At 70.6% G+C, this 12586-nt stretch carries 13 protein-coding genes; 2 read left to right on the top strand and 11 right to left on the bottom strand.

Annotation, left to right across the window (positions count from 1 at the left end; genetic code table 11):
• Nucleotides 1-7: 7 nt before the first annotated feature.
• The 7 genes from MNY62_RS13515 to MNY62_RS13545 all read right to left on the bottom strand — a co-directional run bounded on the left by MNY62_RS13515 (nt 8) and on the right by MNY62_RS13545 (nt 5826).
• Nucleotides 8-211 carry a hypothetical protein gene (locus MNY62_RS13515; protein WP_242344702.1) on the bottom strand — a complete coding sequence of 68 codons (204 nt, stop codon included), beginning with the start codon at nt 209-211 and terminating at the stop codon, nt 8-10.
• Nucleotides 212-213: 2 nt separating this feature from the next.
• Nucleotides 214-777 (bottom strand): ribosome recycling factor, encoded by a 564-nt coding sequence (frr, locus tag MNY62_RS13520; protein WP_242344703.1) that lies wholly within the window; start codon nt 775-777, stop codon nt 214-216.
• A gap of 17 nt (nt 778-794) precedes the next feature.
• Nucleotides 795-1544 (bottom strand): UMP kinase, encoded by a 750-nt coding sequence (gene pyrH, locus MNY62_RS13525; RefSeq protein WP_242344704.1) that lies wholly within the window; start codon nt 1542-1544, stop codon nt 795-797.
• A gap of 90 nt (nt 1545-1634) precedes the next feature.
• Nucleotides 1635-3257, bottom strand: a complete 1623-nt coding sequence (locus MNY62_RS13530) for a CCA tRNA nucleotidyltransferase (protein ID WP_279426567.1) — start codon at nt 3255-3257, stop codon at nt 1635-1637.
• Nucleotides 3258-3373: 116 nt separating this feature from the next.
• Nucleotides 3374-4342 carry a ribonuclease HII gene (locus MNY62_RS13535; RefSeq protein ID WP_242344706.1) on the bottom strand — a complete coding sequence of 323 codons (969 nt, stop codon included), beginning with the start codon at nt 4340-4342 and terminating at the stop codon, nt 3374-3376.
• Between the two features lie 100 nt (nt 4343-4442).
• Nucleotides 4443-5030 (bottom strand): hypothetical protein, encoded by a 588-nt coding sequence (locus tag MNY62_RS13540; RefSeq protein WP_242344707.1) that lies wholly within the window; start codon nt 5028-5030, stop codon nt 4443-4445.
• Between the two features lie 196 nt (nt 5031-5226).
• Entirely contained in the window at nt 5227-5826 is a 600-nt protein-coding gene (locus MNY62_RS13545; RefSeq protein ID WP_242344708.1) for a hypothetical protein, read from the bottom strand.
• 1199 nt (nt 5827-7025) lie between these two features.
• On the opposite strand from MNY62_RS13545, the gene MNY62_RS13550 reads away from it, so the two are divergent.
• Nucleotides 7026-7490: a cupin domain-containing protein gene (locus tag MNY62_RS13550; protein ID WP_242344709.1), complete on the top strand. Its 465-nt coding sequence runs from the start codon at nt 7026-7028 to the stop codon at nt 7488-7490.
• 28 nt (nt 7491-7518) lie between these two features.
• On the opposite strand, the gene MNY62_RS13555 is transcribed toward MNY62_RS13550, so the two are convergent.
• Both MNY62_RS13555 and MNY62_RS13560 read right to left on the bottom strand, forming a co-directional pair.
• Nucleotides 7519-7950, bottom strand: a complete 432-nt coding sequence (locus MNY62_RS13555) for a hypothetical protein (protein ID WP_242344710.1) — start codon at nt 7948-7950, stop codon at nt 7519-7521.
• 251 nt (nt 7951-8201) lie between these two features.
• Nucleotides 8202-9086: a transposase gene (locus MNY62_RS13560; RefSeq protein WP_242344711.1), complete on the bottom strand. Its 885-nt coding sequence runs from the start codon at nt 9084-9086 to the stop codon at nt 8202-8204.
• Between the two features lie 255 nt (nt 9087-9341).
• On the opposite strand from MNY62_RS13560, the gene bla reads away from it, so the two are divergent.
• Entirely contained in the window at nt 9342-10211 is an 870-nt protein-coding gene (gene bla, locus MNY62_RS13565) for a subclass B3 metallo-beta-lactamase (RefSeq protein ID WP_242344712.1), read from the top strand.
• A gap of 196 nt (nt 10212-10407) precedes the next feature.
• On the opposite strand, the gene mutM is transcribed toward bla, so the two are convergent.
• Both mutM and MNY62_RS13575 read right to left on the bottom strand, forming a co-directional pair.
• Nucleotides 10408-11235, bottom strand: a complete 828-nt coding sequence (gene mutM, locus MNY62_RS13570) for a bifunctional DNA-formamidopyrimidine glycosylase/DNA-(apurinic or apyrimidinic site) lyase (protein WP_242344713.1) — start codon at nt 11233-11235, stop codon at nt 10408-10410.
• A 35-nt stretch (nt 11236-11270) separates the two neighbouring features.
• Complete coding sequence (locus MNY62_RS13575; protein ID WP_408629084.1) at nt 11271-12584, bottom strand: RsmB/NOP family class I SAM-dependent RNA methyltransferase; 1314 nt, start codon at nt 12582-12584, stop codon at nt 11271-11273.
• Between the last annotated feature and the right edge of the window lie 2 nt (nt 12585-12586).

A 12586-nucleotide genomic window follows, 5' to 3' on the forward strand; every position in this document is an offset into this window, starting at 1 on the left:
CTCCCGCTCAGAACACCCCGAGCGCGGCCGCGAGGAACAGCCACAGCGGCGCGCCGACGAGGAGGAGCAGGACCCACGCGGCCTGGAGCGCGCGGCGCCTGCGGTCGGAGATGGCGGGGCGGGAGGCGAGCGCGCGCAGCGCGCCCGCGCCGAAGCCGAGCAGGAAGAGGGGACCGAAGAGGACGAGGAGCGACGGCAGGGAGCGGGACACGCTCACACCTGCATCACTTCCTTCTCCTTCGCGGCGGTGATCTCGTCGACCTTCTTCACGCCCTCGTCCGTCTCCTTCTGCATCTTCTCGAGGGCCTTCTTGGCGTCGTCGGCCGAGATGTCGCCGTCCTTCTCCGCGACCTCGATGAGCTCCTTCGCGTCGCGGCGCTGGTTGCGGATGGCGACCTTGTGGTCCTCGCCCTTGTGCTTCACCTGCTTCACGATCTCCCTGCGGCGCTCCTCGGTGAGCGGCGGGATCGGGACGCGGACGAGGTCCTTGTCGGACTGGGGGTTCACCCCGAGGTTGGCGTCCCGGATCGCCTTCTCGATCGGCGGGATCATGTTCTTCTCCCACGGCTTCACCATGATGAGCCGCGCCTCGGGGACCGAGAGCGTGGCCACCTGGTTGAGCGGCGTGGGGGTGCCGTAGTAGTCGACCTTGACGCCGTCGAGGAGGTGCAGGCTCGCGCGGCCGGTGCGCACCGCGGACAGCTCCCGCCGGAGATCGTCCAGCGTCTTCGCGATGCCGCCGTGCAGGTCGTTCAGGATGTCGTCCGCGACGCTCATGGCCCTCTCCTCGCGTCCTACTTCTCGTCGAACCGCCCGACGGTGGTCCCGATCGTCTCGCCGAGCACGACGCGGCGGACGTTCCCGCGCAGCGTCGAGTCGAACACGATGATCGGCAGGTCGTTGTCCATGCAGAGGCTGATCGCCGTCGAGTCCATCACCTTCAGGTTCTTCTTCAGGACGTCGATGTAGCTGAGCTGCTTGAACTTGGTCGCCGTCGGGTTCTTCTTCGGGTCGTCGGTGTAGACGCCGTCGACCTTGGTCGCCTTGAGCAGCACGTCCGCGTGGATCTCCATGGCGCGGAGCGAGGCGGCGGTGTCGGTCGTGAAGTAGGGGTTGCCGGTGCCCGCCGCGAAGATGACCACGCGGCCCTTCTCGAGGTGACGGATCGCGCGGCGGCGGATGTAGGGCTCGGCGACCTGGTGCATCTCGATGGCCGACTGCACCCGCGTGTTCACGCCGATCTTCTCGAGCGCGTCCTGCAGGGCCATCGCGTTGATGACCGTCGCGAGCATGCCCATGTAGTCGGCGGAGGAGCGGTCCATGCCCTCAGTCGCGCCGGACACGCCGCGGAAGATGTTGCCGCCGCCGATGGTGAGCGCGACCTCGACGCCGAGCTCGACGCAGTCCTTCACGTCCTGTGCGATGGCGGAGAGGGTCTTCGGCGAGATGCCGTACTTGCCATCGCCCATGAGCGCCTCGCCCGAAAGCTTGAGGAGGATGCGCTTGTAGCTGGGCTTAAGCGTTGCGGCTCGGTCGCTCGGCATGGTCGGCGCGTTCTACAGAAGGCCGCTGGGTCGGTCAAGGCGGCGCGGTTCGTGCGGAATTCTACCCGACGCGCGGGCGGCGCGCCGGGATCATGATCCGGCCGGAGCCGGAGCCCCGGCGCCGCGACGGCGACGGCGCTTTCCGCCGCGGCGGCGACGGCGTCGGCGCGAGGCCTCCGCTGCCTCGGGCGCGCCCTCCGCGCCCGTACGGGGGCCCTCGCCTCCGGCCGCGACCTCGACGGACGGGGTCTCCTCCGCGCCACCCGGTCCGGCCTCGGCGACCACCTCCCGCGCGCTCCCCTCGACGGGAGCGGGGGCGGCCGCAGGGGCCCCAGGACCGCGGCGCCGCTCCGGCCCGCGCTCCGGCCTCGGGCGGCGCTCCTCGTGCTGCTCGCGGGGCGGCGGGCCGCCAGCGGAGGCGCGCCAGCGCTCGAGCACGTCCTGCCCCTCGCCGGTCGCGGACACCGAGATCTCGAGGAGCTGCAGCGCGTCCTGGAAGTAGGTCTGCCCGGCGAGCCCGCGGCCGCGCCGCCGCCGCTTCTTGGCCGGCTCGCGGAACGTGCGCATCGCGTGCAGCGCGAGGCGGGTGCGCTCCGCGATCTTCCGCGGGAGGCGCGCGGTCTGGACGAGCGAGGCGAGCAGCGCGTCCGCCGTGTCGTGGCCGCGCTCCGGGCCGGCGTGGTCGCCCGTCTCGTCCGAGTCGGGGGCCGCGATCGCGGGACCGCCGAGGTGCATCACGATCGCGCCGAGCAGCACCGCGTCGGAGACGTCGTCGCCCCCGCGGACGAGCCGGTCGAGCGCGGAGAGGTGCGCGAAGAAGGCGCGCCGTCCCCGCTCCTCCCAGCCCTCGAGCGCGGACGCGAGCGCCGGCAGGATGACCGGCAGGGCGCCGCTCGCGCGGAGCAGCTCGAACGCGCGTGCCGAGCCACCGCAGCGCAGGATCTTGAAGATCTCCTCGAGCACGCGGGCTGGCGCGCAGCGCGCGAGCTCACCGGCGTGGCGGCGCATCGCCTCGAACGTGTCGGGCGAGATGGTGAAGCCGAGCCGCGCCGCGAAGCGGACGGCGCGCAGCAGCCGCACCGGATCCTCGCGCATGCGGATCTCGGGGTCGCCGATGGTCGCGATCCGGTGCGCCTCGAGGTCCTCGCGCCCGCCGACGTAGTCGATCACCTCGCCGGTCGAGACGTCGTAGAAGAGGCCGTTCACCGTGAAGTCGCGGCGGACCGAGTCCTCCTCGGCGGTGCCGAAGACGTTGTCGCGGGTGATGAGCAGGTCACTGTCGTCGGGGACGTCCTCGCCGACGTCCACCGGGTTCTTCCGGAACGTCGCGACCTCGATCACCTTCCCGCCGCGGAAGTAGACGTGCGCGAGCCGGAAGCGGCGCCCGATGAGGCGGCAGTTGCGGAAGATGGCGCGGACCTCGCCCGGGTGGGCGTCGGTCGCGACGTCGAAGTCCTTGGGCTTGGCACCGAGGAGCAGATCCCGCACGCAGCCGCCGACGAAGTACGCGCGGTGATGCATGTGCCGCAGCCGCGCGATGACCTTCACCGCGTCAGCGTCGAGCCGATCTATCGGGATCTCGGGCGGATGTTCCGGCGGCGGCTCCTCCGGAGGATCGAGCGCGAGGCCGGGCGGGGGTCGGTGGGGGCGGCTCTCTTCGAGGTCTTCTTCGGGGAACGCCGGGGAAAGGTCGGTCGGAGATCGCTCGTGCATGCAGTCGCCGGATCGGGGGGCGTCCCGCGCCGAGGTGAACTCCCCGGCTCGCGGGAACGCGCCTGCACCGTCGGGCTCGTCCTTGGGAGGCGTTGTAGCGAGCGGCGAGGCTCAGGTCAAACCCGTCGTGCCACGGCCGGGGCGCGCGGCTCCCCTGCCTCCAGCGCGCCGACCGCGTCCGGGGCCTCGCCGCGCGGGCCCGGATCGCCGTCCCCGCACTGCCCCGCCTCGCCAGGCGGCAGGTCCTCGTCGAGCTCGGGCGGCGGGGCGAACAGCTCGCCCTGCAGCGGCTCGAGGCCGAGCGCCTCGCGCACGGGCTGGAAGGAGCGCCGGTGGATCGGGCAGGCGCCGAGCCGCCTGAGCGCCTCGAAGTGCTCGGCGGTCGGGTAGCCCTTGTGGCGGCAGAACCCGTAGCCCGGGTAGGCCGCGTCGAGCTCGGTCATGAGCGCGTCGCGCGTGGTCTTGGCGAGGATGCTCGCCGCGGCGATGGTGAGCGACAGCGCGTCGCCGTGGATGATGGGCGTCTGCGGGAGCGCGAGCTCGGGGAGCTTGCGGGCGTCGACGAGCACGTGCCCGGGCGCGGGCGTGAGCGCCTGCACGGCGCGCGTGAGCGCGAGCAGGCCGGCCCGGTAGATGTTGAGGCGGTCGATCTCCTCGACCTCCGCGCGCGCCACGGCCCAGCAGATCGCGTTCGCGCGGATGTCCTCCGCGAGCCGCTCGCGCTCCCTGCGATCGAGCTGCTTCGAGTCGTCGATCCCGCGCGGCCGGTAGTCGCGCGGGAGGATGCACGCGCCCGCCACCACCGGCCCCGCGAGCGGCGCCATGCCGGCCTCGTCCACCCCCGCGACGAGCGTGACGCCCCTGTCCCAGAGTTCCCCCTCGAAGCGGAGCAGGTGCCGAAGGCGCTGTCCTTCCGCGCGGTTGGCGTGCCGGCGCTTCAGGAGGAGCCGGAGCACCTCCCGCGCGCCCGCCCGCGGGTCCACCGTGAGGGCCGCCTCGCACTCGGGCGACAGCGCGCAGGTCCGGTCGAGGAACCGCTCGCGCAGCTCGGCCACGGACATCCGGGCGAGGTCTTCGGGGCGCATGCGGGGCGAAGTCTACGCCAGAGCCGCGCGAGGCGGGAATGAGGTCGCTCCCGGCGAACCGGATCGGCGCCGCCCGCGCGCTTCGGGCTGCACCTCGGACTCAGTCCCCAACTCGCTCGGCTCGATTCCTCTCCTCCTGGTCCTTCTCGATCGCCATCAACGCAGCCGCGGCCTCCGTCTTCCCAAGCCGCACGAGCTTTTCCGAGGCTCGCTCGACGGCAGCGGACCCCCCAGCGTTGCGAAGCTGGGCATGCAGCACTCGCCTGAGCGTGTCGTCTCCGCGGATGGACAGCGTCGCGATGGCAGCGATCGCCGCATCGGGATCGAGTCGCATCGCCAGGAATGATTCCGAGACCACCACGTTGATATCCGACTCATCCGAGAACGCCTGGATGATTCCTTCTGCATTCTTCCGCACGGCATCCTCAGGCGCGCTCCTGAGCGCGTCGACCGCCAATCCACGCATGACCGGGTCCCGCTCGTGCCTCATCATGTGGATCAAGCGAGGGACCAGATCGCCGCTCGTGGATTTGGCGATGGACAGAACCGCCAATGCGGCGGCTCGATACACGGGATCGGACTGCGAGAGCGCTTCGCGAACGATGCGCTCGGGGGGAACGCGACGCGCGAGTCGTTCGCCAGCAGACGTGAGAGCGGTCAGATCACCGATCGAGCGCCGCCCCGTCACGAAGTACGCTCTATGGAGCTCTACGTATTCACCCGCCACCCGCACCCACTCGCTGCCGGAATCACCGGGTTGGGCCGCAAGAGCACACGCAAACGCAAGCGAAGCCAACATTAGCCCTCCCGTTCCGCGCAGCTTCTGCTGGATTCCAATGGATTCCGACGACGGAGGATTCCCACGGACCAGGCATCGAACCCGACTAATACGTCTCCAGCCGTGTCACGGAGATATCGTCCGCGCGCGCATCAAACCCGAACACGACCGCGATGGACGCCACCCCTGACAGGTTGGGGAACGCTCGCAAAGCCTCCTCCCCTTCGATGGCCAGAATCCTTTCCCGCATTTGCGGTGGAAGCGGAACCTCGTAGTTGCGGCTCCATTTGAGGGCCCGGCCGCTCGAGGAGTCGGGCGGCCCAAGGAGACGGCGCACTTCGGCCCGAGTCAGCCCAAGACGAAGCCCGTTCGAGAACGCGATGGCCGCGGTGATGCCCTTGATTGCTTTACAGGTCGCAGTCGGCGGCGGCGCTGCGACCAGCCGGATCGACGTGACCCCGAGCTCCACGTAGTCCGCGACGGACTGGAAGACGACAGCGGCTCCATCGCCCCTCCGCTCCGCGGCGTAGCACAGCTGGGGTTCGCCTTCGCGACTTCGAGACACCGGAACATCGCCGAGGTGCGTCCGAATATCCGCGAAAGTGCACTTTTGAGGAGAACAATCCAGAAGCGACGGCACCCACCCCGCCGGTGGCTTGCTATTGCCGGACCCAGCCAGCAGCGCGATGGCCAAGAGAACCATCATGGAGTCACCTCGAGAGTGCCGCCGCCCATTCGAACCAGCGTAGTCCTATGGAAAGGGGCTCGACCCGGAGCGTTGGCATCGTTATCGCCTGCCTCGGCGCCGACCTCGCGGTCGACCATCGTCCACGACGAGACCTCACGGCACACCCGTTACCGGAACATGTTTCACGTCCGCGCCGCGGGCCTTCGCGTCGTCCCCCAACCGACGCCGCAAAAAAGGCGAATCGCAAGCGATCACTTTCCGCGAACAGAAATACGGCCATGCCCGCAGCCAAAAGGATACCGACTGCACCAGCCATCCTGACCCTTCACAGCTGGTGAGTCGCACGAAGCCACAGCGCGTCATTCAATTCATCCTCCTCACGGGGAGCGTCCTCCGGCGACCGCCCGACCGCCACCGACCGCCAGACCCCCGACCGCCAGATGTTGCGCCCGCCTCGAACATCTGCCGCGCTCATGGAAGGGAAGTTTGTCACCTATCGTGAATATGCGTCACCCGGCCTCCCCGTGGACGCCCTGTCCCAGAGTCCCCCTCGTAGCGGAGCAGGTGCCGAAGGCGCTGTCCTTCCGCTCGGTTGGCGTGCCGGCGCTTCAGGACGAGCGCGCGCGCCCGACCGCGGCTCCACCGTGAGGGCCGCCTCGCACCCGGGCGTAAGGGGGCGCGGTTCCGGTCGGGGAACCACTCGTGCAGCTCGGCCACTTACATGAGGTATTTGGGGCGCACGCGCGGCGAGTCTAGCGCCACGTCGGCGCGGCGCGAAGGACGACCAGGACCCACTCCGCAGTGCGTGCGAAGTCTCGCGGAGCGCCGGCGACGCGGCCGAGTGGCCAGCCGAGCAGAGAGTTCAGCTCGTAATTGACGCTCATGACCCTGGGAGAGGCGGCGTCATCACCTCTCTTGTGCCCCGACGAACTGCCCTCGCGAGCCAAGCGCCCTAGGTGGCGCTCGCGTCGCGAGGCGGAGGATTCGGGTCGAGGTCCCGGCACGGCTGGAGCGCCTGACAGAAGCGCAATCGGAGATGACGAAGGCTCCCGCCTCATTGGACGGAATCGCGACTTCAATTGGGACCTTCGTACAGATCTTCTCCCACATCGCGCTAGACCTTATGTCGTATCCGCACGCGTAAGCATCCTCGCGCGCTGCCGATCGCTTACGCGGCCGACATGCCGACGAAATGATCCCACGGACGGGAATGCGCCATGAGCCAGACGGACATCGTCGAGAGCAGCCCCGCCGTGCACCTTGGTCAGGACGACGGGGAGTCCTTCCGCCTGGGACCGCTCGAGATCATCGTCAAGGAGAACGGCTCCGGCACGCGCATGAACCTAGCTGTGGCCGAGTTCCGCGGAAACGCCTTCCGCATCCCGCCCCACATTCATACCGAGCACGACGAGATGATCTATGTCCTCGAAGGACGGATGGGGGTGAAGCTCGGCGAGCGGACCCTCACCGCCACCGCGGGCAGTTCCTTCACCATCCCGGTCAACATACCGCACGCGATCTGGAACGAGAGCGGTGCGCGGGTTCGGTTCCTCAACATCATCGTGGCCGCACGCTTCCTCGACTACTTCCGCGAGATGGCCGCCGCAGCGGGCACCGGCCTGCCGCCGGCCGAGGTGATCGCGAAGGTCATGGGGCACTACGGGCTCAAGCCGGTGGCGTAGCAGCCCGCGGCCCCAGCCCCAGGGCTCGTCACGGAGCGCCCTCGTCCTGCACGTATCTCACCTGGACGCGCCCAACCCGCGCCTCGTTCGTGAACACACGCAGGCGGGGGTCGTACCTCACGGTCACCGCCTCGTCCGTGTCCCAGCGGACGTCGAGCTTCAAAGGGACATCGGTGTGACCGGCGTCCGCGGAGAATGCGTTTCCGGCCCGGTTCGGCAGCCCCGCCTCTGCTCTCAGGATCGACAGCTCCACGCCGTACGCGGTCGTCGCTCCGCAGTCTCGCAGGAACACGACGGCACGAAGTCGTCCCGACGGCGACAATGCCTCCGAGACCAGCTCATTTCCGCACGGGTCGAGCCGGCCACAGACCGGCGACAAGAAGAGCGCGGCCAACGCGACCAGCGCCAGGAGGAGCGCGACCAGCAGGTCGATCACGCCGATGGGCCGCCTCGTGGTCATGTCGCCGACCCATGTGTGCTAGCCGCGTGTGCCAGACCGCGTGCGTGTGCCCGTGCGTGTGCCAGACCGAGAGTTGCGCCTGCCTCGAACACCCGCCGCGCTCATGGAATTTAACTCTATCACCTGTCGTGAATATGCGTCACCCGCCCCGCGGCGGAGTGCGCACGTCTCCCTAGCGCTCCCTCGGAGCTGCCCGGTATCAGCGGCGGTGTTCGAAGGACAGAGGGCTCGAATTCGCTGCCGGTTGCCGTCTATCCGAAGCCGGCGCATCGGACGTCGTGAGCCACGCGCATGAGGTAGGTGCCGGGCGGGAATATCGCCTCCGCGTTCCCCGCGCGTCTCGATGCCCAGGCTGACCGGTACGCCCGCAGGAACTCCACGAGCCGACCGAGCGTCTCGATACGCTTCCACTTGTCGCGGGACGCGACCCGCGGATTGAGGCTGCGCCGCGGTTCGCCCGACGCGGGGCGCCCCGTGGCCTTCTGCGCGAGTACGCGAGCCACGCCCAGGAACCCGCGCCCTCCACGCGCGGCCTGCTCCTCTCGCTCGGCAAGCGCGACCTCGAGCTTGGCGCGAAATTCGTCGGCCGAGGCGAAGCCAGGAGGCGCGGTGAGCTGGAGCATCGCCTTATCGGGGAGAGCGCCCTTGGGATCGAAGAAGTGCTTCGGCCGCTTCACCTCGATCGCATCCCCGCCGATCTGCTCTGGAGCCGACCAGAGGCCGGGCCAGAGCCTGGCGGTGCGGACCAGCCGTGCCGCGACCGGGTTGGCGAGAACGTAGGCGGCCTTCTCGATGACGTCGGTCGGAGAGGCGAGCGCCACGGCGCTGTAGCTGTTGGGCGCCCAGAACGCTTCCCACCGGCCCAACGACGCGTTGATTGCGCGCGCCACCAGCGCATCCAGGAACTGGTGAAATGCCGGGAGGCGCGCGTCGGGATCCGTCACGATGAGGTGGACGTGGTTCGACAGGACACAGAACGCGTGAATCTCGACGCCGTAGCGGCGCGCAGCGACGGCGAGGAGAAACAGAAACACGTTATTCGTTGTTTTGGACGGCTTGAGCAGGAACTGCCGGTGCGCGCAGCGCCGAGTTACGAGATAGGTGGTTCCTCTGAGAATTTGTCGCGGTGCGGTCATGCCGCGCGTTCAGGCAGGGACCGTGCCGAGCCCGATCGCCGATTCGACTGAGGTTCGAAGTCGGGTCAGTCCGCGGTTCGTCCCTGCGGGATGAAGCGTGGAACTCTCGGTCTGGCCGCGCGCGCGAGCCGCGCGGCGAGCCCAGCCCGGTCTGGCCGCGCCCTCGGTCTGGCCGCGCGCGCGAGCCGCGCGGGCCGCGAACCCTCCGGCCGCGGACGAATGGTCGCCGCGCCACGTTCTGTACAATGCGCCCGCATGCACCTCCTTGCGATCCTGCTCGCCGCCACCGCGGTGTCCGACACGACCCCGATCCGTTGCGCGGACTGCGACGCGTGGAATGCGCCCCAGGAGCCGTTCCGCATCTACGGGGACACGTACTACGTGGGTCCGAGGGGGCTCTCCTCGGTGCTCATCGACAGTGGCAAGGGGCTCATCCTGATCGACGGCGGACTGCCGCAGTCGGCGAAGCTCGTCGCCGCCAGCGTTCGCAAGCTCGGGTTCGAGCTGCGCGACGTGCGCTGGATCCTCAACTCACATGCGCACTTCGATCACGCGGGGGGGATGGCGGCGCTGCAGCGCATGACGGGCGCGAAGGTGGGCGCGAGCCCCGCCGGCACGCGCGCGCTGAAGACTGGGAATGCCGCGCCCGACGATCCCCAGGCCGGGTTCGGCGAGGCCATGCGCTACCCGCCCGTGCGCAACGTGGAACCCATCGCCGACGGCGCGACCGTGACGGTCGGCGGCGTCACGGTCACGGCGCACCACACGCCAGGCCACACCCCGGGGGGCACCACGTGGACGTGGCGCAGCTGCGAAGGCGACCGCTGCGCCGACGTCGTGTTCGCCGAGAGCCTGACCGCGATCGCTGCGCCGGGGTTTCGCTACGCCGCCGACACGGCTCGCGTTGCGCAGTTCCGGCGGAGCATCGCCACCATACGCGCCCTGCCCTGCGACGTGCTCATCCTCACCCATCCGAGCGGACGCTTCTTCGAGCAACTCGAGGCGAGCGCGCGCGAGGGCAGGACCGCGTTCCTCGACTCGAGCGCCTGCCGCGCCTATGCCGACCGCGGCGACGCGTCGCTCTCGCAGCGACTGAGGGACGAGGCCGCCGGCAAGACGCCGTAAGGTCCGCGGAACTGTCTGGCATCAGCGGCGATGTTCGACTCGCGGTCTCGCTCGCGCGCGCGAGCCGCGAGCGGAGCGAGCGACGGACCCGTCGGATCCGCGGACCGAGGGGATGAAGCGCGGAACTCTGGGTCTGGCCGAGGTCCGAGGTCAGGCCGGGTCTGGCCGAGGCTTCGGCCGAGCGCCTCCGAGCGCTTCACCGCTGGCAGCGCGGGCAGTAGTACGTCGACCGCTGCGCCTGCACGATCCGGACGATCTCCGCCCGCCGGCAGCGCGGGCACCTCTCACCCTCGCGCGCGTAGACGAGGAACGGGTTCTCCGCCCCCTCCTCGACGTAGGCGATCTCGGGCCCCTCCTCCCGCGCGATCGTCTCCTTCACCGTCGCGAGGATCCCGTCGGCGAGCCTGCGGACCTCGGCCCGCGTGAGCGAGCGCGCCTGCCGGCGCGGATCGATCTTCGCGTGGAAGAGCGACTCGCTCGCGAGGATGTTACCGACCCCGGGGAGGAGCGCCTGGTCCAGGATGCGGACCTTCACCGGGAGCCTCGATCGGCCGAGCGCGTGCGCGAGCCGCTCGAGGTCGATGCCCCGCTCGAGCGGATCGGGCCCGAGCTCGGCGATCTCGGGCACCTTCTCGAAGCGCGCGCCCGGCACGACCCGAAGCCGGCCGAACAGCCGCATGTCGTCGAAGTGCAGCACGGCGCCGTCGTCGAGGTGGAAACGCGCGCGGGAGAAGCGCGTGGCCGTCCCGTCGCCGTCGCGGCGGAGCCACTTGCCCGTCATGCCGAGGTGGGCGAGGAGGCCGACCGGCGCGCCGTCCTTCTCGAGCGTGACGAGGAGCTGCTTGCCGATGCGCCGGATGTCGCCGAAGCGCGCGCCCTCGAGGCCGCGCGCGAACGAGGCGGGGGTCGCGGGGCGGAAGACGTAGCGCGCCTTGGGCTCGGGCTCGATCCGCTCGATGCGCCGGCCGTGAGTCCAGCGGCGCAGGTTGCGGGCCGCGATCTCGACCTCGGGGAGCTCAGGCACGCGCGACCTCGATCTCGACCCCGACCGCCCGGCGCCTACTTCCGCTTCTCGAACGCCGCCACGAAGAAGCCGTCCGTCCCGTGCCGGTGCGGGAAGAGCTCGAGCCGCGCGCCGTCCACGCCGAGCGCCTTCGCCCGCTCCTCGCCGAGCAGCGGCGCGAGCGGCACCGGCACGAGCCCGACCTCGCGCTCGGCGAAGTCCGCCACCTCGCCGTTCTCGGTCCGGCCGATCGAGCAGGTCGCGTACACGAGCCGCCCACCCGGCTTGAGCAGCGCCGCGAAGCGCCGGACGAGCGTGCGCTGGATCCCGGCGAAGCGGGCCGGGTCCTCGGGCGTGAGCCGCCAGCGCGCGTCGGGCTTGCGGCGCAGCGTGCCGAGCCCGCTGCACGGCGCGTCCACGAGTACGAGGTCGGCCTGCCCGGCGAGGTCCTGGAGCTGCCCCTCGGCCTCGGGCCCGGCGGCGATGACGCGCGCGCGGAGGTTGTGCACGCCGGCGCGGCGGGCGCGCTTCTTCGCGTCCTCGAGCCGGTCCGCGTCCGTGTCGAGCGCGTGGAGCGATCCCTTGTTCCGCATCTCCATGGCGAGCGCGAGCGACTTGCCGCCCGCGCCCGCGCAGGCGTCCACCACGATCTTGCCCGGGCGCGCGCCGCAGGCGAGCGCGATGAGCTGGCTGCCCTCGTCCTGGATCTCGAAGCGCCCCTCGCGGAACGAGCCGAGCGCGAACGCGTTCTGGTGGCCGTCGAGGACGAGCCCCCACGGCGAGTGGGGGGTCGGCTCGGCGCCGACGCCCTCCGAGCCGAGCCTGCCGCGCAGCTCCTCGCGGTCGCCCTTGAGCAGGTTCGTGCGGACCGTGAGCGGCGCCCGCGCGTTCATCGCGGCCGCGAGCGTGCGCGCCTCGCCCTCCCCGAGCTCGCGCACGAAGCGCTCGGCGATCCAGCGCGGCAGGGACGCCTCGAGCGCGAGCCGCTCGATCGGGTCCGCGATCGCGGCGAGCCGCGCCTCGGCGCCCTCGAGCCGGGCGAGCGCCGCCGGGGAGACGGCGAACCGCCGCGCCGCGTCCGCCGGGGCGAGGTGCTCGAAGCGGACGAGCCAGGCGGCGTAGCGCGTCGCGAGGTCCGGCGCGCCGCCGAGCAGGAAGTCGAGCTGCCCCTGCCACCGGATGAGCCCGTAGACCGACTCGGCGACCGCTCGCCGCTCGGAGGCCCAGAGCTTCGGCTCGCGCCGGAGCGCGCGCTCGAGGGCGCGATCCGCGAGCCAGGCCTGGTCGCGCACGAGACCGTGGACCTCCAGGACGAGCGGGTCCACGAGGTCGTTGCGGTTCGGGCGGGGTCGGAGCGGTTTGCGCGGCATGG

The sequence above is a fragment of the Anaeromyxobacter terrae genome (genome assembly GCF_022690685.1).
Classification (GTDB): Bacteria; Myxococcota; Myxococcia; order Myxococcales; family Anaeromyxobacteraceae; genus Anaeromyxobacter; species Anaeromyxobacter terrae.

Coding starts and splice junctions, on each gene's coding strand:
- MNY62_RS13555 (WP_242344710.1), bottom strand. CDS start 7,950: ATGACCACGAGGCGGCCCATCGGCGTGATCGACCTGCTGGTCGCGCTC.
- pyrH (WP_242344704.1), bottom strand. CDS start 1,544: ATGCCGAGCGACCGAGCCGCAACGCTTAAGCCCAGCTACAAGCGCATC.
- bla (WP_242344712.1), top strand. CDS start 9,342: ATGCACCTCCTTGCGATCCTGCTCGCCGCCACCGCGGTGTCCGACACG.
- frr (WP_242344703.1), bottom strand. CDS start 777: ATGAGCGTCGCGGACGACATCCTGAACGACCTGCACGGCGGCATCGCG.
- MNY62_RS13550 (WP_242344709.1), top strand. CDS start 7,026: ATGAGCCAGACGGACATCGTCGAGAGCAGCCCCGCCGTGCACCTTGGT.
- MNY62_RS13575 (WP_408629084.1), bottom strand. CDS start 12,584: ATGCCGCGCAAACCGCTCCGACCCCGCCCGAACCGCAACGACCTCGTG.
- MNY62_RS13530 (WP_279426567.1), bottom strand. CDS start 3,257: ATGCACGAGCGATCTCCGACCGACCTTTCCCCGGCGTTCCCCGAAGAA.
- MNY62_RS13535 (WP_242344706.1), bottom strand. CDS start 4,342: ATGCGCCCCGAAGACCTCGCCCGGATGTCCGTGGCCGAGCTGCGCGAG.
- MNY62_RS13560 (WP_242344711.1), bottom strand. CDS start 9,086: ATGACCGCACCGCGACAAATTCTCAGAGGAACCACCTATCTCGTAACT.
- MNY62_RS13545 (WP_242344708.1), bottom strand. CDS start 5,826: ATGATGGTTCTCTTGGCCATCGCGCTGCTGGCTGGGTCCGGCAATAGC.